The sequence below is a fragment of the Paracoccus sp. C2R09 genome, from assembly GCF_018860625.1.
Classification (GTDB): Bacteria; Pseudomonadota; Alphaproteobacteria; order Rhodobacterales; family Rhodobacteraceae; genus Paracoccus.
This window is the reverse complement of the sequence record NZ_JAHKQB010000029.1, coordinates 461723-486461: the sequence shown is the minus strand read 5'-3', so window position 1 is coordinate 486461 and position 24739 is coordinate 461723. Positions and strand designations below refer to the sequence as shown.

The 24739-nt window shown below is 66.0% G+C and carries 21 protein-coding genes; 12 read left to right on the top strand and 9 right to left on the bottom strand.

Translation table 11 applies throughout. The annotated features are described in order from the left end of the window. Nucleotides 1–32: 32 nt before the first annotated feature. The gene (locus tag KO490_RS14265) at nt 33–1634 is read right to left on the bottom strand and encodes a peptide ABC transporter substrate-binding protein (RefSeq protein ID WP_216020056.1); all 1602 of its coding nucleotides are present in this window, start codon (nt 1632–1634) and stop codon (nt 33–35) included. Nucleotides 1635–1762: 128 nt separating this feature from the next. On the opposite strand from KO490_RS14265, the gene cobU reads away from it, so the two are divergent. From cobU to KO490_RS14240, 5 genes are all read left to right on the top strand, one after another. Next, nucleotides 1763–2293 (top strand): bifunctional adenosylcobinamide kinase/adenosylcobinamide-phosphate guanylyltransferase, encoded by a 531-nt coding sequence (gene cobU, locus KO490_RS14260; protein WP_216020055.1) that lies wholly within the window; start codon nt 1763–1765, stop codon nt 2291–2293. Continuing rightward, the gene (gene cobT / locus KO490_RS14255) at nt 2280–3233 is read left to right on the top strand and encodes a nicotinate-nucleotide--dimethylbenzimidazole phosphoribosyltransferase (protein WP_216020054.1); all 954 of its coding nucleotides are present in this window, start codon (nt 2280–2282) and stop codon (nt 3231–3233) included. Before cobU ends, cobT begins: the two co-directional genes overlap by 14 nt. A gap of 1 nt (nt 3234) precedes the next feature. After that, complete coding sequence (locus KO490_RS14250; RefSeq protein WP_303463295.1) at nt 3235–3942, top strand: adenosylcobinamide-GDP ribazoletransferase; 708 nt, start codon at nt 3235–3237, stop codon at nt 3940–3942. Between the two features lie 119 nt (nt 3943–4061). Further along, on the top strand, nt 4062–4664 hold the full coding sequence (locus tag KO490_RS14245) for a TRAP transporter small permease subunit (RefSeq protein WP_216020052.1): 603 nt from the start codon (nt 4062–4064) through the stop codon (nt 4662–4664). Continuing rightward, the gene (locus tag KO490_RS14240) at nt 4661–6511 is read left to right on the top strand and encodes a TRAP transporter large permease subunit (protein ID WP_216020051.1); all 1851 of its coding nucleotides are present in this window, start codon (nt 4661–4663) and stop codon (nt 6509–6511) included. Before KO490_RS14245 ends, KO490_RS14240 begins: the two co-directional genes overlap by 4 nt. 59 nt (nt 6512–6570) lie before the next feature. On the opposite strand, the gene KO490_RS14235 is transcribed toward KO490_RS14240, so the two are convergent. Continuing rightward, the gene (locus KO490_RS14235; protein ID WP_216020179.1) at nt 6571–7689 is read right to left on the bottom strand and encodes a TRAP transporter substrate-binding protein; all 1119 of its coding nucleotides are present in this window, start codon (nt 7687–7689) and stop codon (nt 6571–6573) included. A 239-nt stretch (nt 7690–7928) separates the two neighbouring features. Here KO490_RS14235 and KO490_RS14230 point away from each other — a divergent pair, with 239 nt between their 5' ends. Next, on the top strand, nt 7929–9350 hold the full coding sequence (locus tag KO490_RS14230; RefSeq protein WP_216020050.1) for a PLP-dependent aminotransferase family protein: 1422 nt from the start codon (nt 7929–7931) through the stop codon (nt 9348–9350). A 33-nt stretch (nt 9351–9383) separates the two neighbouring features. Here the strand turns inward: KO490_RS14230 and eno are convergent, their stop codons facing one another. The 3 genes from eno to KO490_RS14215 form a co-directional block, all read right to left on the bottom strand. Continuing rightward, nucleotides 9384–10658: a phosphopyruvate hydratase gene (gene eno / locus KO490_RS14225; RefSeq protein ID WP_216020049.1), complete on the bottom strand. Its 1275-nt coding sequence runs from the start codon at nt 10656–10658 to the stop codon at nt 9384–9386. A gap of 68 nt (nt 10659–10726) precedes the next feature. Continuing rightward, nucleotides 10727–11437, bottom strand: a complete 711-nt coding sequence (locus KO490_RS14220; protein ID WP_252727185.1) for an endonuclease/exonuclease/phosphatase family protein — start codon at nt 11435–11437, stop codon at nt 10727–10729. Between the two features lie 42 nt (nt 11438–11479). Continuing rightward, on the bottom strand, nt 11480–12877 hold the full coding sequence (locus KO490_RS14215; RefSeq protein WP_216020048.1) for a YdiU family protein: 1398 nt from the start codon (nt 12875–12877) through the stop codon (nt 11480–11482). Between the two features lie 111 nt (nt 12878–12988). Here KO490_RS14215 and obgE point away from each other — a divergent pair, with 111 nt between their 5' ends. Continuing rightward, the gene (obgE, locus tag KO490_RS14210) at nt 12989–14020 is read left to right on the top strand and encodes a GTPase ObgE (protein ID WP_216020047.1); all 1032 of its coding nucleotides are present in this window, start codon (nt 12989–12991) and stop codon (nt 14018–14020) included. Then, entirely contained in the window at nt 14017–15120 is a 1104-nt protein-coding gene (proB, locus tag KO490_RS14205) for a glutamate 5-kinase (RefSeq protein WP_371822365.1), read from the top strand. Before obgE ends, proB begins: the two co-directional genes overlap by 4 nt. 16 nt (nt 15121–15136) lie before the next feature. Here the strand turns inward: proB and KO490_RS14200 are convergent, their stop codons facing one another. Together KO490_RS14200 and pepN are read right to left on the bottom strand one after the other, a co-directional pair. After that, complete coding sequence (locus KO490_RS14200) at nt 15137–16066, bottom strand: lysophospholipid acyltransferase family protein (protein WP_252727184.1); 930 nt, start codon at nt 16064–16066, stop codon at nt 15137–15139. Nucleotides 16067–16091: 25 nt separating this feature from the next. Continuing rightward, nucleotides 16092–18665: an aminopeptidase N gene (gene pepN, locus KO490_RS14195; protein WP_216020045.1), complete on the bottom strand. Its 2574-nt coding sequence runs from the start codon at nt 18663–18665 to the stop codon at nt 16092–16094. Nucleotides 18666–18846: 181 nt separating this feature from the next. On the opposite strand from pepN, the gene KO490_RS14190 reads away from it, so the two are divergent. The 4 genes from KO490_RS14190 (at nt 18847) to KO490_RS14175 (ending at nt 23385) form a co-directional block, all read left to right on the top strand. Beyond that, nucleotides 18847–19623 (top strand): hypothetical protein, encoded by a 777-nt coding sequence (locus KO490_RS14190; RefSeq protein ID WP_216020044.1) that lies wholly within the window; start codon nt 18847–18849, stop codon nt 19621–19623. 189 nt (nt 19624–19812) lie between these two features. Further along, nucleotides 19813–21387 (top strand): Re/Si-specific NAD(P)(+) transhydrogenase subunit alpha, encoded by a 1575-nt coding sequence (locus KO490_RS14185; protein ID WP_216020043.1) that lies wholly within the window; start codon nt 19813–19815, stop codon nt 21385–21387. Nucleotides 21388–21397: 10 nt separating this feature from the next. After that, nucleotides 21398–22840 carry an NAD(P)(+) transhydrogenase (Re/Si-specific) subunit beta gene (locus tag KO490_RS14180; protein ID WP_216020042.1) on the top strand — a complete coding sequence of 481 codons (1443 nt, stop codon included), beginning with the start codon at nt 21398–21400 and terminating at the stop codon, nt 22838–22840. A 197-nt stretch (nt 22841–23037) separates the two neighbouring features. Continuing rightward, on the top strand, nt 23038–23385 hold the full coding sequence (locus KO490_RS14175) for an arsenate reductase family protein (protein WP_252727183.1): 348 nt from the start codon (nt 23038–23040) through the stop codon (nt 23383–23385). Nucleotides 23386–23418: 33 nt separating this feature from the next. Here KO490_RS14175 and KO490_RS14170 read toward each other — a convergent pair whose 3' ends face one another. Both KO490_RS14170 and gph read right to left on the bottom strand, forming a co-directional pair. After that, nucleotides 23419–23847 carry a TIGR01244 family sulfur transferase gene (locus KO490_RS14170; RefSeq protein ID WP_216020041.1) on the bottom strand — a complete coding sequence of 143 codons (429 nt, stop codon included), beginning with the start codon at nt 23845–23847 and terminating at the stop codon, nt 23419–23421. A gap of 78 nt (nt 23848–23925) precedes the next feature. Continuing rightward, the gene (gene gph / locus KO490_RS14165; RefSeq protein WP_252727182.1) at nt 23926–24639 is read right to left on the bottom strand and encodes a phosphoglycolate phosphatase; all 714 of its coding nucleotides are present in this window, start codon (nt 24637–24639) and stop codon (nt 23926–23928) included. Between the last annotated feature and the right edge of the window lie 100 nt (nt 24640–24739).

The window sequence follows — 24739 nt, the reverse complement described above, 5'->3', positions numbered from 1 at the left end:
CGCCCCGGCCCGGCAATTGTCTGGATCGGGGCTTATTCGGCCGCGCGATACAGGTCCTTGGCATACCAGGTGTTCAGCAGGTTCTCGCGCGGGAGACCCTTGATCTCGGGGTTGATCATGTCGACCTTGGCATAGTGATAGACGAAGACGGCAGGTGCCTCTTCGGCGAGGATCTCCTCGGCGCGCTGATAGAGCGGCGCGGTATCCTCGGCGGTGCGGGCCTCGGCCAGCAGCTGGTCGTATTCCTCGTTCGACCACTTGCCGCTGTTGTAGCCGTCGGTGCGGAACCAGTCGAGGAAGGTCGAGGCCTCGTTGTAATCGGCACACCATGCATAGCGGGCCAGCTCGAAGTCCTGGCTCTGCAGGCGGTCGGTATGGACCTTCCATTCGACGTTGTTCAGCTCGATCTCGATGCCCAGGGGGCGCCAGAACTGCTGGGCTGCGATGGCCAGCAGGCGGTGGCTGTCATCGGTATTGTACTGCAGCGACAGCTTGAGCGGGTTGTCGGGACCATAGCCCGCCTCGGCCAGCAGCTCCTTGGCCTGCTCCTGACGCTCGGGCATGGACATGTCCTGCATGCCGCCTTCGGGCGCGGTGAAGCCGTTGATCGCCCAATGCGTCCAGCTGTAGCTGGGCTTCTGGCCGCCCTGCAGCACCTGGTCCACGATGACCTCGCGGTTCAGGCCCAGTGCCAGCGCCTGGCGCACGCGCACGTCCTTCAGCGCCTCGGGGCCCTTGTCGGACACGTTCATCACATAGGCATAGGAGCAGCCGTAGGGGACCGAGACCGCCTGTTCGGGGAACTCTTCCTTCAGGCGCGGGAACTGGCCTGCCGGGATCTGGACACGGTCCAGTTCGCCCGCCTGGTAACGGGTCAGCGCGACGTTGTTGTCGTTGACGGTCACGCCGCGGACGGTCTCCATCACGACGTTGTCGGCGTCCCAGTATTCGGGATTCTTGTTCAGCACGATGTCCACGCCCAGGTTGTGGCTGGCCAGCGTGAAGGCGCCGTTGCCCACCAGGTTCGCGGGCTGGGTCCAGGCGTCGCCGTTTTCCTCGACCACGGATTGCGGGACCGGGAAGGTCGTCGCATGGGACAGCGTGTTCAGGAAATAGGGGGTCGGCGTGGTCAGCTTGACTTCCAGCGTCTTGTCGTCGATCGCGCGGACGCCCAGCTGATCGGGGGCGGCTTCGCCCGCGACGATCTGGGTCGCGTTCTCGATGTTCATCAGCTCGATGTACCAGGCGTATTCGGAAGCCGTCTCGGGGTTCACGACGCGCTGCCAGGCATAGACGAAATCGCCTGCGGTGACCGGTTCGCCGTTCGACCAGTTCGCGTCACGCAGCTTGAACGTATAGGTCAGCTGATCCTCGCTGACCTCGTGGCTTTCGGCGACGCCGGGGATCATGTTGCCCTGCGCGTCCTCGTTCATCAGCCCCTCGAACAACGAACGCAGCACGTCCGAGCCCTCGACATCGGTGTTCTTCGCCGGGTCCAGCGACTTGATCGCGTCCAGCAGCCAATAGGTATAGGTCTGGTTTTCGGCCAGCGTGTCGCCCTCGGCGATCTCGACGGCATAGGCGGGAAGCGACAGCGCCGCCAGCAGGGCGGTGGTCGTGAAAAGCTTGGTCATCCCATCTCCTCCAAGTTGAAGTTCGGCGTCTTCTGCACCGGAATGGCGCGAAGTTACCTATGATGCAAAAATCGGCAAGCGGCTTTGGTGCTTCCCAAGCCCCTCGGGCTGTGGAATGGATGCTGACCATGACGCAAAACGGACATATCACGCTGGTCACCGGCGGTGCGCGGTCGGGCAAATCGGTCCTGGCCGAAAGGCTGATCGGACGCCATCCGGGCAGGCCGATCTATATCGCCACGGCCGAGCCCCGCGATGGCGAGATGTCGGAAAGAATAGTTCAACATCAATCACGTCGGGGTGAAACCTGGGACCTGCACGAGGAACCGCGCGCCCTGGCCCGCGCCCTGCGCGCGACCGACGGGCAGGGACCGCGACTGGTCGATTGCCTGACGCTGTGGTTGGCCAATTGCGAAGGCTCGGCGGATTTCGGCGCGCTTGCCGCGACGTTACGTCAACAATGCTGCCCTGTCGTGATCGTGACAAATGAACTGGGGCAGGGGATCGTCCCGGACAATGCCCTTGCCCGCCGGTTCCGCGACGATCACGGGCGGATGAACCAGATCGTCGCCGAGCTGGCCCACGAGGTGTGGATGTCCGTCAGCGGTCAGCCCCTGCGACTGAAACCGGGAAGGGACCCGATAGATGAGCCGATTTGACCAATCCGCCGCCGAGGCCGCCCGCGTAAGGCAGGATCAGCTGACCAAGCCGCAGGGCGCGCTTGGGCGGCTCGAGGATCTGGCCGTCTTCATGGCGGGCTGGCAGGGTCGCGAACGGCCCCGGATCGACCGGGCGCAGGCGCTGGTCTTTGCGGGGAACCACGGCGTCGTCGCGCAGGGCATCACGCCCTTCCCGCCCGAGGTGACGGCCGCCATGGTCGCGAATTTCGATGCGGGCGGCGCGGCGATCAACCAGCTCTGCCGGGTTGCAGGCGCCGATCTGTCGGTGGTTGCACTGGATCTGGATCGCCCGACCGCGGATTTCACCACGGGACCCGCGATGACCGCGGCCGAGGTGACGCAGGCCATGGCGCACGGCGCCGATGCTGTGGACGCGGATGCCGACATCCTGATCCTGGGCGAGATGGGGATCGGCAATTCGACCATCGCGGCGGCGCTTGCGGCATCCGTGCTGGGTGGGCGGGCCGAGGATTGGGTCGGGCCGGGCACGGGATCGGTGGGCGAACAGCTTGCGGCCAAGATGCGCGTCGTGACCGAAGGGCTGGCCCTGCACGCGCCGGACAGCGCCGAGACCACGCTTGCGGCCTTTGGTGGCCGGGAACAGGCGGCGATCTGCGGCGCGATCCGCCGCGCAAGGGATCTGGGGATTCCGGTGATCCTGGACGGGTTCATCTGCTGCGCGGCGGCCATCGTGCTGACGCGTGACGATCCGGATGCCCTGTCGCATTGCCTGGTTGGCCACGAGAGCGCCGAGCCGGGCCACCGTCAGCTGATCGCCGCGATCGGAAGTCGGCCGATCCTGTCGCTGGACATGCGCCTGGGCGAAGGATCCGGCGCGGCGGTCGCGCTGATGGTCCTGCGCGCGGCGCTCGAATGCCATGACGGAATGGCAACCTTCGCCGAGGCCGGCATTGGCTAGGGTGCGACAGCTTCTGCTGGCCACGGCATTCCTGACACGGCTGCCGGTCGGGCGGTTCCTGCCGCCCCGGATGCTGCCCCTGAACGAGGCGCTCTGGTCGTTTCCGCTGGTAGGCATGCTGATCGGAACGATCGCGGGGCTGCCCATCCTGATCTTCGGGCAGGGGCTGCTGCAGGCCGCGCTGGCGGTTGCGGCGGCAAGCCTTCTGACCGGCGCCCTGCACGAGGATGCGCTGGCCGATTTCGCGGATGCCGCCGGCGGCCGCGACCGGGAAACCCGGCTGGCCATCATGCGAGACAGCCGGATCGGAAGCTTCGGCACCATGGCGCTGATCTGCGTGACGGCGATCCGCATCGCCGCGCTGGCGCATCTGCCGGTCACGGCCCTGATCGCGGCTGCGGGTGCTGCGCGGCTTGTGCCCGTGCTGCTGATGCGGGGCATGCGGCCCGCCCGAACCGATGGTTTGGGCCATGGCGCAGGCCGACCGGACGGCGCGCAGGTGCTGGCCGCGCTGTGCTTCGCCGGAATGGCCCTGCTGATCGGCCCCGCACCCCTGGCGGCGATGCTGGCGCTGACCGGTGCCGCGATCTGGACCGCGCGGCGTGCCTGGCACCTGGTCGGGGGGCATACCGGCGACGTGCTGGGCGCGGCCACCATTCTTGCCGAAACCGCAGCGATTTGCGCGATGGCACTGATTTCGCTTCCCTGATCGACGGAATTCTTGACCGGGACGCTTCGCTTGCATCATACCGAAATGCACGGAGACAAGACCCGGCGGGAACCGGGGGCGCGGGCGGTCACGCCCCGCCATGAGGGAGGGACGACATCATGGGTGGCCTACTGGCCCTTTCGCGCGGCATCGACCGCATGACCACAGCCATCGGCAGAAGCGTGGCCTGGCTGATCCTGCTGGCGATCCTCGTCAGTGCGATCAATGCCATCGTGCGCAAGGTGTTCAGCATATCCTCGAACGCATGGCTCGAACTGCAATGGTACCTGTTCGGGGCGGCCTTCATGCTGGCCTCGGCCTATACGCTGCTTCAGAACGAACATATCCGCATCGACGTGGTCTATGGCCGCTGGTCGCGGCGGGCGCAGCATTGGATCGACCTGGCCGGAACGGTTCTGTTCCTGCTGCCCTTCACCGCGCTGATGATCTGGGTCGTCACGCCCAAGCTGATCGAGAACATCGCCGAGAACGAGGTCTCGATGAATGCGGGCGGCCTGCTGATCTGGCCCGCGCGCGCGATCCTGCTGGCGGGCTTCGTCCTTCTGTTCATCCAGGGCCTGTCCGAGATCGTGAAGAAGATCGCCGTCATGCGTGGCCGGATCCCCGATCCGCACCATCGCACATCGCCGCATGAAAGCGTCCTGCATGAGGCAGAACTGATGACGGGCGGCCATGGTCACCTGCCGGAGGATCGCAAGTGATCGATCTCATCGCGCACAACCTTGCGCCCATCATGTTCTTCTCGATGGTCGTCTTTCTGCTGTTCGGATATCCCATCGCCTTCGCGCTGGCGGCGAACGGGCTGCTGTTCTTCTTCTTCGGCGTTTTCCTGACGCCGCTCTCGGATCAGGTGAACCTGGGTTGGAACCTGCTGGGGGCGCTTGGCGACCGGGTCTTCGGTGTCATGCGCAACGACACATTGCTGGCGATCCCGTTCTTCACCTTCATGGGGATCGTGCTGGAACGGTCCCGCATGGCCGAGGAGCTGCTGGACACGATCGGTCAGCTGTTCGGGCCCGTCCGCGGCGGTCTGGCCTATGCCGTGATCCTGGTGGGCGCACTTCTGGCGGCGACCACGGGGGTTGTCGCGGCCTCGGTGATCTCGATGGGGCTGATCTCGCTGCCGATCATGATGCGCTACGGCTATGACAAGCGGGTGGCGACGGGGGTCATCACGGCATCGGGGACGCTGGCGCAGATCATCCCGCCCAGCCTGGTGCTGATCGTCCTGGCCGACCAGCTGGGCCGTTCGGTGGGCGACATGTATCGCGCCGCCATGCTGCCCGCGCTGGCACTGGTCGGCGTCTTCATGATCTATGTCCTGGTCCTGACCATCATTCGCCCGAAATCCATGCCCGCCCTGCCGCCCGAGGCGCGACAGCTGGGGTCCGGGGGCTGGTCGCTGCTGGGGGCGGTCCTGGCATCCGTCGCGATCTACTGGCTGACCGAACGGCTGATGGGCCCCAGCCTGGGCGATGACAGCCAGATCTGGGCCGCGGCGCTGACCGTGGTGATCATGCTGCTGATCGCGCTGGCCGACGAACGCCTGCGCACGGAGCTGCTGTCGCCCATGACGCGGCAGGTCATCATCGTGATGATCCCGCCGCTGGCGTTGGTCTTCCTGGTGCTGGGCACGATCTTCCTCGGGATTGCCACCCCGACCGAGGGCGGCGCGATGGGCGCGACCGGCGCGCTGATCCTGGCCGCGATGAAGCGCCGCCTGTCGCTGAAGGTCGTCGATCAGGCGCTGCTGGCCACCGTCAAGCTGTCGGCATTCGTGATGTTCATCCTGATCGGGGCGACGGTCTTCTCGCTCACCTACTATTCGATCAACGGACATATCTGGGTTCGCGATCTGCTGACGGCACTGCCGGGCGGGGAATACGGCTTCCTCATCGCCGTCTGCGCGATCATCTTCTTCTTGGCCTTCTTCCTCGATTTCTTCGAGCTGGCCTTCGTGATCGTGCCGCTTCTGATCCCCGCCGCAAACGCGCTGGAGATCGACCTCGTGTGGTTCGGCGTCATCCTTGCGGTGACGATGCAGACCTCGTTCCTGACGCCGCCGGTGGGCTTCGCTCTGTTCTACCTGCGCTCCGTCGCCCCGAGCGAGCCCTATCAGGACCATGTCACCGGGCGCACCATGTCGGCGGTGACGACGCTCGACATCTATCGCGGGGCGGTGCCCTTCGTCGGGCTGCAGGTGCTGATGATCGCGGCGGTGATCATCTTCCCGGGCATGGTCATGCACTACAAGGGGCCGGTCGTGGACACCTCGAACGTCAAGATCGAGATCCCGATGGGCGGCGGGTTCGGCGGCCTTGGTGGCGGTCTGGGCGGCGGTCTGGGCGGCGGCCTGGGTGGCCAATCGGGCAGCCAGTCGGGCGGCGGTTTTGGATCGCTCGGGGGGCTGGGCGGCGGGTCGCCGTTCGGCGAACAGCCCAGCCCCACGCCGCCCGAGGAACCGGCCCAGGACCCCGAAGCGCCCGCATCCTCGGGCGGCATGGGGCTGGGCTTCGGCAGCCCGCCTCCGGGCCTGTCGGGCAACTGAGAAACGAAAAAGGGCCGGCGGATCGCCGGCCCTTCGCATTGGTGATGCCCCGTGGGCGATCAGCCTTCGGTCGCCAACGCGCCGTTGCGCTGCTGGATCATCATGAAGGTGTCGAAGGTGTATTCGGTCGTCTGCTGGTACAGATACCATTCGTCGCGATAGGCCAGCATCGCCTCGTACTGGGTCTTGAACGACTCGTTCTCGGCCGAGATCTCGTCATAGACCTCTTGCGACGCGTTGAACGCGGCGGTCAGCACCTCTTCGCTGAACGAGCGCAGCTGCGCGCCGGTGGCGACCAGCTCCTTCAGGGCGGCGGGGTTCTTCATGTCGTATTTCGCCAGCATGTTCTGGTCGGTCGCCTGGCAGGCGGTGCGGAACAGCGACTTGTAGTTGTCGGGCAGTTCGTCCCACTTGCCCCTGTTCACGAAGAAGCTGACCGTCGGGCCACCTTCCCAGAAACCGGGATAGTAGTAGTAGGGCGCGACCTTCTGGAAGCCCAGCTTGCTGTCGTCATAGGGGCCGACCCATTCGGCCGCGTCGATCGTCCCACGCTCCAACGAGGGATAGATGTCGCCGCCCGCGATCTGCTGGGGCACGACGCCCAGCTTTTCCATCACGCGACCCGCCAGACCCGAGATGCGCATCTTCAGGCCCTGCATGTCGGACAGGCCGTTGATCTCCTTGCGGTACCAGCCGCCCATCTGCGCGCCGGTATTGCCGCCCGGATAGCTGATGAGGTTGTGCTGTTCCAGGAAGGTGTTGTACTGCTCGATCCCGCCGCCGTGATAATTGTAGGCCGCCTTGGCGCGTGCCGACAGGGTGAAGGGCAGGTCCGCACCGCAGGCGAATGCCGGGTCCTTGCCCCAGTTGTAGTAGCCCACCGAATGCGAGCATTCGACCGTGCCGTCCGTCGTCGCGTTGATCGCGTCCAGACCCGGAACGATCTCGCCAGCCGAGAAGACCTGGATGTTGAACTTGCCGTCGGTGGCCTCGTTCAGGCGCTGCGACAGTTCCTCGGCACCGCCATAGATCGTGTCCAGCGATTTTGGGAACGACGAGGCAAGCCGCCACGAGACCTGCGGCGCCTCCTGCGCGATGGCGGGCGCGGCAAGCACGCTGCCTGCGGCCGCCGTCGCGCCGCCGACCGAGGCCGTGGTCAGAAAGGACCGGCGGTCCAGCTTCTTCTGGTCTTTCATATGTCTTCCTCCTCTGCGGGCGTGGCCCTTCACGGCCTGTTCTCCGCCCCTCCGTCTGCGCAGTTTAGCCCTGCGCACCATTCTGTCGAGGGTGAATGGATGCCGAACGCACGATTATTTCTGCGGGATTACGCGGGTTTGGCGCTTGTTGCGCGCCGGTTTCGATTGTGTCGGTCAGATTGTCGCATTAATGTCTTTCGGGCGCTGATGAAAGGATGGGCATGGGAATGCGGATCGAGGACTGGGACCCGGACCTTGCACGGCATTCCGGGCCGAAATTCAAGGCCTTGGCAAATGCCCTGCGCGAGGCCGCCCGTTCGGGCGAGCTGGCGCCCGGCACCCGTCTGCCGCCGATGCGCGATCTTGCATGGCGATTGAAGGTGACGACCGGCACGGTGGCGCGCGCCTATCAGCTTGCCGCCACCGAGGGCGTCGTCGAGAGCCATGTGGGCCGGGGCAGCTTCATCGCCGCACCGCGTTCCGACAGGCCCGCACCGCAGCCGCTGCTGTACGAAAGCGTCGATCGTGCCGATGGCGGGGACGAGATCGCGGATCTGCGCGTGCCGCGCCTTCCCGATCTGGGCCAGTCCGCAACCATCGGCCGCATCCTGGCCCAGGTCGCGGCCGAGATGGACGAGGACGTGCTGGATTACACCCCGCTTCGTCGCGATCTTGCCTGCCGGGAGATCCTCGTGGACTGGATGGCGCATCGCCCCGTGGGCGGGCTGGATGCGGACGATCTGGTGCTGACCAATGGCGGCCAGCACGCGATCACGCTGGTGATGTCGCTGGCATTGGCGGATCGACCGGGCAAGGTCATGGTCGAATCCCTGACCTATCCGGGGATCGTCCAGGCCGCACGGCTGATGCGGACCGAGACGCTGGCCGTCGCGATGGACGATCAGGGCATGATCCCCGCAGATCTGGAACGCGTCACCCGCGAAAGCGGCGCGCGGCTGATCTGCCTGACCCCTTCGGCGCAGAACCCGACGCTGGCCTCGATGGGTCACGAGCGGCGGTCCCAGATCGTCGCGATCGCGCGGCGGCACGACCTGCAGATCATCGAGGACGAATGCTATGCCCCCAGCCGCCATACCGACGCGCTGCCGACGCTGCGGATGCTGGCGCCCGAACGCGTCTGGCATGTGGCAAGCCTGTCCAAGGTCGTCGCGGCGGGCCTGCGTTTCGGCATGATGATCTGCCCCGAGGGCATGGGACAAAGCGCGCGGATCGCGGCGCAGCACAGCCATATGGGAATATCGCTGCCGATCCTTGCGCTGGTGCGTCGCCTGATCGAGGGCGGAGAGGCCGCGCGCATTGCGCATGACGTCCTGGTCGAGGTCGAGGATCGCCGTTGGCTGGCGCTGGACATGCTGGGCGGGCTGGGCGCGGTGACGCAGCCGGGCGTGCCGCTGCTGTGGCTGCCGCTGCCCGCGCCCTGGCGGGCCGAGGATTTCGTCGCGCGGGCTGCCGCATCGGGCGTCATCCTGCGCCCCGCGTCGGATTTCCGCGTCGGAAGTGGCAAGACCCCCGAAGCGGTTCGCATATCGCTGAATTGCAGGCAGGATCGCGCGCGGTTGGCCGAAGCCTTGGCCACCATCGCGCAGATGGCGCATTCCGGCCCGGATATCGGTCCGGAATGACGAAGGCGGCCCGCGAAGGGGCCGCCTGTCAGGTCAGCGAAGGATCGAGCGGCCGGCGTAGACCGCGGTCTCGCCCAGCATTTCCTCGATGCGGATCAGCTGGTTGTATTTCGCAAGCCGGTCCGAACGCGCCAGAGAGCCGGTCTTGATCTGACCGCAATTGGTGGCGACGGCCAGATCCGCGATGGTCGCGTCCTCGGTCTCGCCCGAACGGTGCGACATCACGCTGGTAAAGCCCGCGCGGTCGGCCATGCGCACTGCGTCCAGCGTTTCCGACAGGGTGCCGATCTGGTTAACCTTGACCAGCAGGCTGTTGGCGCAGCCCTTCTCGATGCCGTCGGACAGGCGGGTCGGGTTCGTCACGAACAGGTCGTCACCTACCAGCTGGACCTTGTCGCCCAGTTTGTCGGTCAGCAGCTTCCAGCCTTCCCAGTCGTCCTCGGAACAGCCATCCTCGATCGACAGGATCGGATAGTCGGCGCAGAGCGCGGCCAGGTAGTCGACATTCTCGGCCGGGGTCAGCGACAGACCCTCACCCTTCATCTCGTACTTGCCGTCCTTGAAATACTCGGTCGAGGCGCAGTCTAGCGCCAGCATGATGTCCTCGCCCGGCTTGTAGCCGGCCTTCTCGACGGCCTTCAGGATGAAGTCCAGCGCATCGCGGGTGCTGGACAGGTTCGGCGCGAAGCCGCCCTCGTCGCCGATGCCCGTGGACAGGCCCGCCGCCGACAGTTCCTTCTTCAGCGTGTGGAAGACTTCCGAGCCCATGCGGACGGCTTCGCGGATGTTTTCCGCGCTGACCGGCATGATCATGAATTCCTGGATGTCGATCGGGTTGTCGGCATGTTCGCCGCCATTGATGATGTTCATCATCGGGACCGGCAGGACATGCGCCGAGGTGCCGCCGATATAGCGATAGAGCGGCTGGCCCGTCGCCTCGGCCGCGGCCTTGGCGACCGCCATCGACACGCCCAGGATCGCGTTCGCGCCAAGGCGGCCCTTGTTGGGCGTTCCGTCCAGTTCGATCATCAGCGCGTCGATGGCGCGCTGCTCGGTGGCGTCCTCGCCGACCAGGTTCTCGGCGATCTCGCCGTTGACGGCGGCCACGGCCTCCAGCACGCCCTTGCCCATGTAGCGCGACTTGTCGCCGTCGCGCTTCTCGACCGCTTCATGCGCGCCGGTCGATGCGCCCGAGGGGACGGCCGCGCGGCCCATGGTGCCGTCTTCCAGCGTCACGTCGACCTCGACGGTCGGGTTGCCGCGGCTGTCCAGGATCTCACGCGCGAAGATATCAACGATGATGGTCATAAGCCCCTCCTTCAGAAGAATGTTAGCGCCTTCATAGCGGCGCGATGCCGCACCTGAAAGCGACAATTTCATGGCATGGCGATCCGCGCCCAGATCGGCAGGTGGTCCGATGCGTCCCGCGCCTGCGCCCCGTGAAAGACCCCGCTGTCCTGCAAATCCAGGTTTCGCGACATCGCGATGCGGTCCAGCCGCAGGCGCGGAAGCGGCGCGGGCCAGGACGGTCCGGGCGCAATCACGCGAAAGCCCGCCAGCGATTCAAGGCCCCGGTCATCGGACCATTCGTTGAAATCGCCCATCAGGACGATGTGGTCTTCCGATATCCGTGCGGCCTGCGCGGTGATGCGCGCCAGCTGCGCGCGGCGCGACGACCGCACCAGCCCCAGATGGACGCCGATCACCGTCAGCCCCGGCAGGCGCAGCGCCACGGCACCGCGCGGTTCCAAGCCGGGCAGGGGCAGGCGGCGCATGACCGCGATCTCGGCCAGGTGGGGGCGCATCAGGATGGTCTGACCGTGCCAGCCGAGGCTGCTTTCGCTGGTCCCGGACATGCGTGCGGGCACAAGGCCGGTCTCGGATAGGATCAGCTTGCGGGGCAGGGCCTCGAGCCGCGCCCCGAGACGAAAGTCCACCTCTTGCAGGGCGATGATGTCGGGGGCCAGGTCGCGGATGACGGCAAGGTTGCGTTCGGGGGCATGGGGACCGGTCAGCCCGCGGCATTTGTGAAGGTTGTAGCTGGCAAGCGTGAGCATCCGGTCCTCGTTCCCGTTCGGGCCGATCATGCGCGCCGCGCGCCCGACCGCAAGGGGCGCGCGGCAGTTAATTCAGGTCCCGCAGAAGGTATTGTGCACCGCCTCGGTCTTGGTGGGGGCCACGGCCAGATCCGCCCATTCCGCGCGGTCGTCGAAGGGATGGGTGCAGGCATCCAGCAGCCTGCGGAACGGATCCATGTCGCCCGCGACGGCAGATGCGATGGCCGCCTCGATCCGGTGATTGCGCGGGATGCGGCGCGGGTTGGCCCGCTGCATCCGCGCGCGGTCCGGCGACAGCGCCTGCCACTGGGCCGCCCATGCATCGAAACCCTTGCGGTCCATGAACTCGTCACGGGCATCGCCATGCGTCAGGGCGTCGAAGACGCGGGTGAAATCCGCACGCTCGACCGCCATCAGGGTCAGCAGGCGTTCGACAAGCGCTTGATGCGCCGTGCCGTCGATGCCCAGCTTCGCGCCGAAGCGTTCCAGCCAGGCCTGCTGATAGAGCGGCGCGAAGCGATGGACCGCCTTCGTGGCAGCCTCGACCGCGGTTTCCTCGTCACCCATCAGCGGGATCAGGCAGGTCGCGAACTGGGCAAGGTTCCACACCGCGATCTGCGGCTGCTGCGCCCAGGCATAGCGCCCCTGCCGGTCGATCGAGGAGAAGACCGTGTCGGGGTGATACCCGTCCATGAAGGCGCAGGGGCCATAGTCGATCGTCTCGCCCGAGATGGCCATGTTGTCGGTGTTCATCACCCCGTGAATGAACCCGAGCGACATCCAGTCGGCGATGGTCCGGGCCTGCCGTTCGACCACCGCGTCCAGCAGCGCCAGCGGGTCGCCGCAATCGGGGTAATGCCGCGCGATCACGTGATCGGTCAGGTGCTGCAGGCGGGTCTTGTCATCGCGGACGGCGAAATACTGGAAGGTGCCGACGCGGATATGGCTGGCGGCCACGCGGGTCAGCACGGCGCCCGGCAGGCCGCCCTGTTCGCGGAACACCAGATCGCCCGTGGACACCGCAGCCAGCGCGCGGGTCGTCGGCACGCCCATGGCGGCCATGAATTCGCTGACCAGGTATTCGCGCAGCACCGGTCCCATCCATGCGCGACCGTCGCCGCGACGCGAAAAGGGCGTCGGCCCCGAGCCCTTCAGCTGCAGATCGAAACGCGCGCCGTCTGGCGCGATCACCTCGCCCAGAAGCACCGCGCGGCCATCACCCAGCTGGGGTGAAAAGCCGCCGAACTGGTGACCGGCATAGGCCTGGGCGATGGGCTCGGCCCCCTCGGGGACGGCGTTGCCCGCAAGGACGCCCAGTCCGTCGCCGGCAAGATGCCCCGCATCCAGTCCCAGCCTCTCGGCCAGCCCCTCGTTCAGGGCCAGAAGCTGCGGGCTGCTGACGGGTGTGGGGTCGATGCGTGCAAAGAAGCCCTGCGGCAGGCGGGCATAGCTGTTGTCGAAATGGATCATCGCGAACTCCTTCGTCACAAACATAGGTGCGCCGCGGCGCTTTGCCAGTGCGGCGGGCTTGCGCCATATGGCTCAAGCGCGTATCCGCAGGGCCGAACAAGGAGCCTCGCGATGAAATTTCTGGACCTCGCAAAAGTCTATATCCGCTCGGGCGGGGGTGGCGCCGGCTGCGTGTCCTTCCGTCGCGAGAAATTCGTTGAATATGGCGGTCCCGACGGTGGCGACGGCGGCAATGGCGGCGACGTCTGGGCCGAGGCGGTCGACGGGCTGAACACGCTGATCGACTTCCGCTATCAGCAGCATTTCTTCGCCAAGTCCGGCCAGCACGGCATGGGCAGCCAGATGACCGGCAAATCCGGTTCGGACATCGTGCTGCGCGTGCCCGTCGGGACCGAGATCCTGGAAGAGGACGAGGATACCGTGATCGCCGACCTGACCGAGGTCGGTCAGCGCGTGCTTCTGGCGCGCGGCGGCAATGGCGGCTGGGGCAACCTGCATTTCAAGACCTCGACCAACCGCGCGCCGCGCAACGCCAATCCCGGCCAGCCGGGGGTCGAACGCACGATCTGGCTGCGGCTGAAGCTGATCGCGGATGGCGGCCTTGTCGGTCTGCCCAATGCGGGCAAGTCGACCTTCCTGTCCACCGTGTCGAATGCCCGTCCCAAGATCGCGGATTATCCCTTTACCACGCTGCATCCGAACCTGGGCGTCGTGGGCATCGACGGACATGAATTCGTGATGGCCGACATTCCGGGCCTGATCGAGGGCGCAAGCGAGGGCAGGGGCCTTGGCGACCAGTTCCTGGGCCATGTCGAACGCAGCAACGTGCTGCTTCACCTGATCGACGGCACCTCCGAGGATGTGGCGGCCGATGCGCGCACCATCCTGACCGAGCTGGAGGCCTACAGCCCCGTGCTGATGGACAAGCCCCGCGTGACGGTCCTGAACAAGATCGATGCGCTGGACGAGGATACGATCGCGGAACGCCACGCCGCGCTCGAGGCCGAGATCGGCGGCAAGGTCCGCCTGATGTCCAGCGTCGCCCAGCAGGGCGTGCAGGAGGTTCTGCGCGCCCTCTGGGCCGAGGTCGAGCCCAGCCGCCGCCCCGTGGACGAGGGCGACGACGCACCGTGGCAGCCGTGACGCCGGCGCTGCGCGACGCCCGGCGGCTGGTCGTCAAGATCGGCTCGGCCCTGCTGGTCGGGGACGACGGTCTGCGCGCCGACTGGCTGCGGGGGCTGTGCGACGACGTGGCCGAATGGCGACGCCGGGGGACGGATGTGGTGCTGGTCAGCTCGGGCTCGATCGCGCTTGGGCGGCGGGTGCTGGACCTGCCGCAGGGCGCGCTGCCGCTGGAACAGGCGCAGGCGGCCGCGGCGGTCGGACAGATCCGCCTGGCGCGCGCTTACGAAGAGGCGCTGGCCCCGCATGGCGTGAAGACCGCGCAGGTCCTTCTGACGCTGGAGGACAGCGCCGATCGCCGCCGCTACTTGAACAGCCGTGCGACGATGCAGACGCTGCTGTCGCTTGGCGCGGTGCCCATCGTGAACGAGAACGACACCGTTGCCACCGACGAGATCCGTTTCGGCGACAACGACCGCCTGGCGGCGCAGATCGCCGTGACCTGCGGCGCGGACCAGCTGCTGCTTCTGTCGGATGTGGACGGGCTCTATACCGCGAACCCCAAGACCGACCCGGATGCGCGCCACCTGCCGGTGATCGAGGCGATCACCCCCGAGATCGAGGCGATGGGCGGCGATCCCGTGTCGGGTCTGTCCAAGGGCGGCATGAAGACCAAGCTGATGGCCGCGCGGACCGCCGTGGCGGGGGGCTGCGCGATGGCCATTGCCGAGGGTTCGGTGATGCGGCCCTTGTCCGCGGTGGCGAATGGCGCGCGCGCCAGCTGGTTCCTGCCCGAGAGCGATCCGCAGGCCGCCCGCAAGCGCTGGATCGGGGCGATGAAGCCCCGCGGCGCGCTGCATGTCGATCAGGGTGCGGTTGCGGCACTGGGGCGCGGGAAATCGCTGCTGCCCGCAGGCGTCACGCGGATCGAGGGCGATTTCGGCCGCGGCGAACCCGTGGCGATCACGGGGCCGGCGGGCCAGACCATCGGTCTGGGGCTGACGCGATATACCGCGACCGAGGCCGCGATGATCGCGGGCCATCAATCGGCGGAAATCGAAGCCATCCTCGGCTATGCCGGTCGCGCGGCGCTGATCCATCGCGACGACATGGCGCTCTAGGCGCCCGCGCGTTCCGTCACGCCTTCTGGTTCAGCCGGCGACGCTGCCCGACCACGCGCCCGATGCCACGACCCGGCTGCCATTGCGGCGAGGTCGCGCCCGGCTCGGGCAGCGACAGCGTGCGTTCGCGCAGCAGCTGGATCGCCTCGTCACCGCTGCGCGGCAGGTCGGCCGGACGGATCGGCGATCCGATCGTCACGCGATAGGGCTGACGCGTCTTGTTCAGGACCTCGTTGAACAGGGTCACGTCGCGCAGCGTCGGGTGGATCTTGTCGAACAGATAGAACAGCAGCGAATTGCGCGCGCGGATGCGCAGCGGGATCACCGGCACGTCGAACTTGCGCGCGATCATGGCGGCGCTGGCCATCCAGGGACGTTCGTGCAGATCGGTGCCTTCGCGCTTGGCCAGCCGCCCCGAGGGGAAGATCAGGCCGATCCGCCCGCTTTCCAGCGCGGCGCGGGTGTAATCCATCGTGGCCTTGGTCTTAGCGTGGCTGCGTTTCTCGTGCCGCCATTCGACGCCGGCGATCATGTCCTCGGTCTGCGGCAGGACGCGGATCATGTCGTGATTGGCATAGATGAACAGATCGTCCCGCATCTGCGATATCAGCGCATGCAGGAAGATGCCGTCCGCGATGCCCGTCGGGTGGTTCGCCACGATCAGTGCCGGACCCGATGCGGGCAGGTTCTCCATCCCCTCGACCGTCAGGTTGTGAACGATCATGTCGCCCATCCGGCGCATGATCTCGTCCGAGGGCAGGTCGCGGAACTGGGCACCCAGCTCGATCGTCCGGGGATAGCGCAGAAGCCACATCATGGCCCATTTCGCCAGCCGGTGATGCGGCCTGCCGGAATAGAGCCATGGCGCACGTTCCGCGATCAGCGGGTCCAGACGTGCGCGCATCTCGCGCTTGGCTTCAGCCGTGGCTTTCCCGGTTCGGATCATGTCCCTTCCCCCCACCGTCGCGACCTCAGGCACCGGCCGCGATCATGCGCGAGACCATTTCGCGCGTATTGCGGCTCAAACCCCTACGGGCGGCAATCCGTTCCAAGGCAGCCAGGGCATGTGCCCGGCGACCGTCATCATAGCGCGGCCACGTCTCGAATGCCGTGGACATGCGCGCGGCGATCTGCGGGTTGACCTCGTCCATCCGGATCAGCCAATCCGCCGTGAAATCATAGCCCGAACCGTCCGCGGCATGGAAGCCCGCATGGTTCGCGGCCAACCCCCCGATCAACGAGCGGAAGCGGTTCGGGTTCTTCCAGTCGAAATCGTCGCGCGCGGCCAGCGTCTTCGCGACCTCGGCCGCATGTTCGGGTGGTGCGGACATGGGCTGGACGGCGAACCACTTGTCCATGACCAGCCGATTTCCGCCGAACTCGGCCAGCATGGCATCCAGCGCGGCCTGACCGCGACCCTGGCGCAGCAGCACCGACAACGCGCCCATGCGTTCGGTCATGTTGCCGGCCGCGCCGAACAGGACCTGCGCACGTTCCCCGTTGTCGATGCGGCCAAGCAGGCCCAGGGCCGCAAGGCGCAGCGCGCGGCGCGCGGCACCATCGGCATCCGGGCTGTAGGGGCCGGTGACCTCCATCGCCTCGAAGATGTCGGCCAGCAGGTCCTGATGCGTCACGGCGATGCGATGGGCCAGTCCGTCGCGGGCGGCATGGATCGCATCGGGATCGGGGATCGCACCCTGCGCCGCAAGGCGGGTGGCGATCTCCTCCTCGGAGGGCAGTGCAAGGCAGAGCGCGCGGAACGCCGGATCGGCGCTGCGGTCGGCTGCCAGCGCGCCGATGGCCTCGACGTAATCCGCGCCGGATTCTTGGCCCTGGGACAGGCGCGTCAGGGCCGACAGCGCCAGTTCGCGACCGGCTTCCCACCGGGCGAAGGGATCGGTGTCATGGGCCAGCAGGAAGGCGCGGGTCGCGTCGTCAATCTGCCGTTCCAGCATCACGGGCGCCGAGAAGCCGCGCAGCACCGACACCACCGGGCGGGCGCCTAGGTCGTCGAACGAGAAGCTCTGTTCCGCCTCGGTCATCTCGAGGATGCGGGTCGGCAGCACCTCGTCGCCATTCGGCCCGATCAGACCCACCGCGATGGGGATCACCCGGGCAGGCTTGTCGGGTTGACCGGGCGTCGGCGCGGTCGATTGGGCGAAGCGCAGCGTCAGGCGGCCATCGGACCATTCCTCGGTCATGGTCAGTCGCGGCGTGCCCGCATCGGTATACCAGCGCTTGAACTGGGACAGATCGCGGCCCGTCGCATCCTCGAAGACCTTCAGCCAATCCTCGATGGTGGCCGCATCGCCGTCATGCCGCGCGAAATACAGATCCAGCGCCTTGGCATAGCCGTCCTCGCCGACCAGGCGCTTCAGCATGCCGATCACCTCGGCGCCCTTTTCATAGACGGTCGCGGTGTAGAAGTTGTTGATCTCCTCGTAGCGATCGGGACGCGGGGGATGCGCCAGCGGGCCCTGATCCTCGCGGAACTGGCGCGCGCGCAGGGTGCGCACATCCTCGATCCGCTTGACCGGTGCGCTGCGCATGTCGCTGGTGAACTGCTGGTCGCGGAAGACGGTCAGACCTTCCTTGAGACACAGCTGGAACCAGTCGCGGCAGGTGATCCGGTTGCCGGTCCAGTTGTGGAAATATTCATGCGCGATCACCGCCTCGATCCGTTCGTAATCGGTATCGGTCGCGGTTTCCGGGCTGGCCAGCACCAGCTTGGAATTGAAGATGTTGAGGCCCTTGTTCTCCATCGCGCCCATGTTGAAATCGTCGACGGCCACGATGTTGAACACGTCCAGATCGTATTCGCGGCCATAGACGTCCTCGTCCCACCGCATCGACTTGATCAGCGATTCCATCGCGAAGCCCGCGCGATCCTGGTCGCCCGGTCGCACCCAGACGTTCAGCGCCACGTCCCGGCCCGATTTCGTGGTGAAGCCGTCGCTGACCGCCGTCAGATCGCCCGCGACCAGCGCGAACAGGTAACAGGGCTTGGGCCAGGGATCGTGCCATTCCGCAAGGCCGGGTTCCTGCCGGACCGGGTTGCCGTTCGACAGCAGCACCGGCTTGTCGCTGCGGATCGTCACGCGGAAGGTCGTCATCACATCCGGGCGGTCGGGGTAGAAGGTGATGTGGCGAAAGCCCTCGGCCTCGCATTGGGTGCAGAAGATCCCGCCGGACAGGTACAACCCCTCGAACGCGGTATTGGCTGCGGGATCGATCCGCACGCGCGTTTCCAGCGTGAACGGGCCCTCGGGCAGGGCCGCTGCCGCGATCACCAGTTTCTCGTCGTCGCGGGTGACATGCCTGTCGTCGGGACGTGTGCCGTCGATCGACAGCGACAGCAGCTCCAGCCCCTTGCCGCCATCCAGGATCAGATCCTCTTTCCCCTCGCGCGGGGTCATGTCGATGGCCGCCGCAACCTCGGTCGCATGCGGGTCCAGGGTGACGTCAAGGCGCGTCTCGGACAGCAGGAAAGGATAGGGGCGGTAGTCCGAGAGAAGCTGGACGGGCTGATCGATCGGCGAGGGCATGGCGGGCCTTTGCTTTCATTTGAGCTGCAGGAGGGAACCCCTGCCTTGCCATTGTGTTAATCGGCAGAGTGTCTGCCCGCAAGTCGGACTGCGCCCTTCGGCAATTGACAGCATGTTGCGGCCCGGTGTCAAAAAGGCTTGCGCCAGAGGGGCATAACGAAAAACAGAACTGGAGATCCGCATGAGCCATGATCCCAACGATCCGAAGAAAACCGATCGCCACCAGGAAACCTATGTGGAGCCGGTCGAGCGTCGTTCGTCGGCACTGCCGCTGATCATCGGCGTCCTGCTGGCGCTGGCATTGGCTTATTTCGTGTTGCAGCGCTTTACCGCCGACGACACGGTGGTCGAAGGTGACACCACGACCGTGACCACGACCGAGGAAGCCCCCGAACCGGTGGCCGAGCCCGAGGTCGAAGCCGACAACGCCGCGGCCGAAGCCGACGCCACCACGGGCGTCGAGCAGGTCGAACCCGTCCAGCCCGCCGACGAGGCAGCCGAAGCCACCGCCGAGGCCGAGGACCAGCTGCAGGCAGGCGCCGAGGGTGCAGCCGACGCGGCAGATGAAGCGGCCGTCGAGGTCGAACAGGCCGCCGAGGAAGCAGCCGCCGCAGCCGAGGAAAACGCCGAGGACGCGCAGCAGGCCGCTGAATCGACCGCCGATGACGCCGCTGCCGCGACCGAGAACGCGACCGAGGACGCAGCTGCCGCAGCCGAGGACGCCGCCAACGACGCCGAAGCCGCAGCCGACGACGCCGCAGCCGCCGCGGACGAGACGACGGACGAGGCTGGCAGTGCGATCGACAACGCGCTGGACAGTGCCTCGCAGGCCGCCTCGGATGCAGCCGACGCCGCGCGTCGCGCCGCCGACGAGGCAGCCCAGGCCGTCGACGACGCCCTGAGCACCGAAGGCGACGTTCCCGCCGATGAGGCCGAGACGACTGCCCCCGCAAACTGATCGACATACGATCACCGTCACGAAGGCCCGGGTTCACGCCCGGGCCTTTTTTCATGCGCGTCACATGTGGAAAACGTGACGCCTCGTCAAATGCGCAGCGCCGCCGGATCCCGACCCGCTTGTGAAAGAATGTTGCGCAGTGCTAAGACTTGCGCCGACAGTGACAAAACGATGGGGGACGTTAGGATCATGAAGATTGGCGCATTGCGCGAAGGCTTCGAGGGAGAGGCGCGGGTCGCGATCACTCCCTCCTCGGCCGGCCATATGGCCAAGCTGGGGCACGAGGTCTTCGTCGAAAGCGGCGCGGGCGACCGTGCCGGATTTTCCGACGATGATTATCGCAAGGCGGGCGTGACCGTCTGCCAGACCGCCGCCGAACTGATTGCGGCGGTGGACATGGTGGCCAAGGTTCGCCAACCGACCGAGGCCGAGATAGAGGGGATGCGCGAAGGGCAGACGCTGATCTCGTTCTTCTATCCCGCGCAGAACCAGGATCTGCTGGCCAAGGCCAAGGATCAGGGCATCACCGCCATCGCGATGGACATGGTGCCCCGGATCAGCCGCGCGCAGAAGATGGACGCGCTGTCCTCGATGGCCAATATCGCAGGCTATCGCGCCGTCATCGAGGCTGCGAACAATTTCGGCCGCTTCTTCACCGGTCAGGTCACCGCCGCGGGCAAGGTTCCGCCCGCGAAGGTTCTGGTCGTCGGGGCAGGGGTCGCGGGTCTTGCGGCCATCGGGACGTCGGCCAGCCTGGGCGCGCAGGTCCATGCCTTCGACGTGCGGCCCGAAGTGGCCGAGCAGATTGAATCGATGGGCGCGGAATTCGTGTATCTCGATTTCGACGAGGCCGCGACAGACGGTGCCGCGACGGGCGGCTATGCCGCGCCCTCCAGCCCCGAGTTCCGCGAGAAGCAGCTGGAAAAGTTCCGCGAGCTGGCACCGCAGATGGATGTGGTCATCACCACCGCGCTGATCCCCGGCCGCGATGCGCCGGTCCTGTGGACCGCGGACATGGTCGCCGCGATGAAGCCCGGCAGCGTGATCGTCGATCTGGCCGCCGAGAAGGGCGGCAATTGCGAACTGACCGTCCAGGACGAACGGATCGTCACGGAAAACGGCGTCGTCGTCATCGGCTATACCGATTTCCCGTCGCGCATGGGCGCGCAGGCGTCCGAACTGTACGGTAACAACATCCGGCATTTCGTGACCGACCTGACGCCCAAGAAGGACGGCGTCTTCGATCACAACATGGAGGATGACGTGATCCGCGGCGCGACCGTCGCCCATGATCACGACGTGACCTGGCCGCCCCCGCCGCCCAAGGTCGCGGCCATCGCGGCCCAGAAGCCGAAGGAGAAGAAGAAGGAGCTGACGCCCGAGGAACGCAAGGCCGCCGAGGCCGCCGCGTTCAAGGCCGACACCCGCAACCAGGTCGGGCTGCTGCTGGGCGGCGGTCTGGTGGTCCTGCTGGTCGGTCTTGTGGCGCCTGCCAGCTTCATGTCGCATTTCATCGTCTTCGTGCTGGCCTGCTTCGTGGGCTTCCGCGTGATCTGGAACGTCGCCCATTCGCTGCATACGCCGCTGATGGCCGTGACCAACGCGATCAGCTCGATCATCATCCTGGGTGCGCTGATGCAGATCGGGTCGGGTTCGTGGCTGGTCATGCTGCTGGGCGCGCTGGCCGTGCTGATGGCGGGCGTGAACATCTTCGGTGGCTTCATGATCACCCGGCGCATGCTCGCCATGTTCCAGAAGTCGTAAGGGGGCAGGAATGGAATACGGATTCACCACCGCGGCCTATGTGGTCGCATCGGTCCTGTTCATCCTGTCGCTTGGCGGGCTGTCGGGACAGGAAAGCGCGAAACGCGCGATCTGGTACGGGATCGTGGGCATGGCGCTGGCCGTCATCGCCACGCTGTTCGGACCGGGCGCGGGCAACTGGCTGCTGTCGCTGATCATGATCGCCATCGGCGGCGCGATCGGTTGGGTCGTCGCGAAACGCGTCCAGATGACCGAGATGCCGCAGCTGGTCGCGGCCATGCACAGCCTTGTGGGCCTGGCGGCCGTCTTCGTGGGCTTCAACGCGCAGATCGAACTGGGCCGCGTGCTGCGCGCCAAGGCCGACGGCGTCGCGCATGAATTCGCGGGCTTTGCCGCGATACTTGCGCACAAGACCCCGGCCGAGATCGCGATGCTGAAGATCGAGGTCTTCCTCGGGATCTTCATCGGTGCGATCACCTTCACGGGTTCGGTCGTGGCCTTCGGCAAGCTTGCGGGAAAGGTCGACGGCAAGCCGAAGAAGCTGCCGGGCGGTCACATGCTGAACGCCGGTGCATTGGCGCTGTCGCTGCTTCTGGGCATCCTCTACTTCACGGGCGTGGGGCCGGCACTGTTCTGGCTGGTGCTGATCACGCTTCTGGCCTTCTTCATCGGGTATCACCTGATCATGGGTATCGGCGGGGCCGACATGCCCGTCGTGGTGTCGATGCTGAACAGCTATTCCGGCTGGGCGGCGGCGATGATCGGCTTCACCCTGTCGAACGATCTGCTGATCGTGACGGGCGCGCTGGTCGGTTCGTCGGGCGCGATCCTGTCCTATATCATGTGCAAGGCGATGAACCGCCAGTTCGTCAGCGTGATCCTGGGCGGCTTCGGCGGCGATACCGGACCCGCGGCCGAGATCGAGGGCGAGCAGGTGGCGATCGACGCCGATGGCGTGGCATCGGCCCTGAACGACGCCGACAGCGTTGTCATCGTGCCGGGTTACGGCATGGCCGTCGCACAGGCGCAGGGGGCGGTCAGCGAACTGACCCGCAAGCTGCGCGCAGCCGGCAAGGAGGTTCGCTTCGCGATCCATCCCGTTGCCGGCCGTCTGCCCGGGCACATGAACGTGCTGCTGGCCGAGGCCAAGGTCCCCTATGACATCGTGCTGGAGATGGAGGAGATCAACGACGATTTCCCCAAGACGGACGTGGTCATCGTCATCGGATCGAACGACATCGTGAACCCCGCGGCGCAGGACGATCCGAACAGCCCGATCGCAGGCATGCCCGTGCTGGAGGTCTGGAAGGCCAAGAACGTCTTCGTCAGCAAGCGCGGCCAGGGCACCGGCTATTCCGGGATCGAGAACCCGCTGTTCTTCAAGGAGAACACGCGCATGTTCTATGGCGATGCCAAGGATTCGCTGAACAAGCTTCTGCCGATGATCGACTGACGCGATCGACATGCAGCGACAATAAGCGGGCCCCTCGGGGCCCGTTTTTCGTTGCGACCGACCGCGCGGACATGGGAATAGGGCAAGACACGCTTACGGAGGTTTCTCATGCGTCTTCTTGTCGGTTTCCTTGCCCTTGCCGCGCTTGCGGGCTGCGGCGTACCCTTCGTCCCGCTGATCTGAGAACGGGGTAGGGGATGTCGGAAAAAACTTTGCAGATGCTCGGGCTGGGGCATTGCTCGACCTGCGTCAAGGCGCAGAAATCGCTGGAAGAACACGGTTGGACGGTCGAATTCCGCGACGTTCAGAAGGACCCCTTGTCGGATGCCGAGCGTGAAACGCTGCACGCAGAATTCGGGGACAAGATCGTCAATCGAGCCAGCCTTACCTGGCGCGGCATGTCCGAAGATGAACGGGCAGGGCAGCCCGTCGACATGATCGGCGCCAAACCCGCATTGATGAAGCGCCCCGCGATTCGGGTAGGGGATCTTCGGCTGCTTGGATGGACGGCAAATGTCAAGCGAGCACTTGGCGTGCCTGCCTGAAAAGGGCAGGGCAGGGGGATCCCCCTTGCCCGCTCAGCCCTTGCGGCTTGCCAGGGATTCGATCAGGGGTGCGACGCCGCTGATGTCATATCCCGCGCCGGCTGCGGTCTCGACGATCTCGGGTGCAGGCATGCGACCTGCCTGGTTCAGCGCCCAGAGCACGGTGCTGCGGTTGCCCGACCGGCAATAGGCGACGACCGGCCCGCCCGATGCGATGGCGGTCCCGAAATCCGAGATCAGGTCCGGCGTGATCTGCCCCGGCTGGAACGGCAGATAGTGATAGCTCATCCCCGCATCCGCCGCGGCCTTGGCCATCGCCTCGTGATCGACCTCGGGGCCTACCTCGTCATCGGGACGGTTGTTCACCAGCACCTTGAACCCGGCATCGGCCAGCGCGGGCACGTCTTCGGGCAGGATCTGCGGCGAAACCGCAAGGTTCGGATTGATCTGGCGAAGGTCCATGACGCACCTCTGATTATGGTGATGACGGAACGGAATTGACGCGGTTCGGGGGCCGTGTCAAGGAAACAGCCCGTGCGCTCAGGTCGTTTGCAGCAGCCGCTGCACGATGCCGGGCAGCGCGTCATGGTGGTCGAAGCTTGCATCATGGCGCATCCGGTCCACGGGCGTATTGCGATATCCTTGCGTGAACAGCAGGAACGGAACCTGCATCGCCGCCGCGCAATCCGCATCGAATTCGCTGTCGCCCACGAAAATGCCGGATCCGCCCAGTTCCGCGAAGGCCGCCTGCAAGGGCGCAGGATGGGGCTTGCGTTCGGGCTGGGTATCGCCAGCGACCACGACCGCCATGAATTTCGCCAGCCCGAAGTGATCCAGAACCTTGCGCGTGGGTGCCAGAGGCTTGTTCGTGCAAAGCCCGATGGGATGACCGGCGGATTTCAGCTGTTCCAATGCGTCCAGCACGCCGGGATACAGCGTCGAATGCGCAGTGGCTTGCTGGTAATGGTCCATGAAGACATCGACCAAGCGCTGGTGATGTTCGGGGGCAAGCGATGTTGCCGCGATGATCCGATCCCAAAGCATCTGCACACCGCCGCCCACGAAGCTGCGAACCGTGGCGATGTCCAAGGGCGGTTGATCGAACTGGGTCAGCGTCGCGGCGACACAGGCGTGGATGTCCGGAACACTGTCGACCAGCGTTCCATCAAGGTCGAAGACTATCGGGATCGGTGTCACGTTCAGGCTTTCGTCTGGTTTCGGGAAATGCGTATCCGAGGCAAGGGGCAAACGCAAATTGCAGTTCATGTGACATAATACCGATTACTCAACTTAGGTATCAGTTCGAATTTCCGCCCTGCGCCGACGTCCGGATGGCATTTGGCGGATGGATCGC

Bases quoted from the DNA above. Each gene is read 5' to 3' on its own strand.
- KO490_RS14265 (WP_216020056.1), bottom strand. From the start codon at position 1,634: ATGACCAAGCTTTTCACGACCACCGCCCTGCTGGCGGCGCTGTCGCTT.
- cobU (WP_216020055.1), top strand. From the start codon at position 1,763: ATGACGCAAAACGGACATATCACGCTGGTCACCGGCGGTGCGCGGTCG.
- cobT (WP_216020054.1), top strand. From the start codon at position 2,280: ATGAGCCGATTTGACCAATCCGCCGCCGAGGCCGCCCGCGTAAGGCAG.
- KO490_RS14245 (WP_216020052.1), top strand. From the start codon at position 4,062: ATGGGTGGCCTACTGGCCCTTTCGCGCGGCATCGACCGCATGACCACA.
- KO490_RS14230 (WP_216020050.1), top strand. From the start codon at position 7,929: ATGGGAATGCGGATCGAGGACTGGGACCCGGACCTTGCACGGCATTCC.
- eno (WP_216020049.1), bottom strand. From the start codon at position 10,658: ATGACCATCATCGTTGATATCTTCGCGCGTGAGATCCTGGACAGCCGC.
- KO490_RS14220 (WP_252727185.1), bottom strand. From the start codon at position 11,437: ATGATCGGCCCGAACGGGAACGAGGACCGGATGCTCACGCTTGCCAGC.
- KO490_RS14215 (WP_216020048.1), bottom strand. From the start codon at position 12,877: ATGATCCATTTCGACAACAGCTATGCCCGCCTGCCGCAGGGCTTCTTT.
- obgE (WP_216020047.1), top strand. From the start codon at position 12,989: ATGAAATTTCTGGACCTCGCAAAAGTCTATATCCGCTCGGGCGGGGGT.
- KO490_RS14200 (WP_252727184.1), bottom strand. From the start codon at position 16,066: ATGATCCGAACCGGGAAAGCCACGGCTGAAGCCAAGCGCGAGATGCGC.
- pepN (WP_216020045.1), bottom strand. From the start codon at position 18,665: ATGCCCTCGCCGATCGATCAGCCCGTCCAGCTTCTCTCGGACTACCGC.
- KO490_RS14190 (WP_216020044.1), top strand. From the start codon at position 18,847: ATGAGCCATGATCCCAACGATCCGAAGAAAACCGATCGCCACCAGGAA.
- KO490_RS14185 (WP_216020043.1), top strand. From the start codon at position 19,813: ATGAAGATTGGCGCATTGCGCGAAGGCTTCGAGGGAGAGGCGCGGGTC.
- KO490_RS14180 (WP_216020042.1), top strand. From the start codon at position 21,398: ATGGAATACGGATTCACCACCGCGGCCTATGTGGTCGCATCGGTCCTG.
- KO490_RS14175 (WP_252727183.1), top strand. From the start codon at position 23,038: ATGTCGGAAAAAACTTTGCAGATGCTCGGGCTGGGGCATTGCTCGACC.
- KO490_RS14170 (WP_216020041.1), bottom strand. From the start codon at position 23,847: ATGGACCTTCGCCAGATCAATCCGAACCTTGCGGTTTCGCCGCAGATC.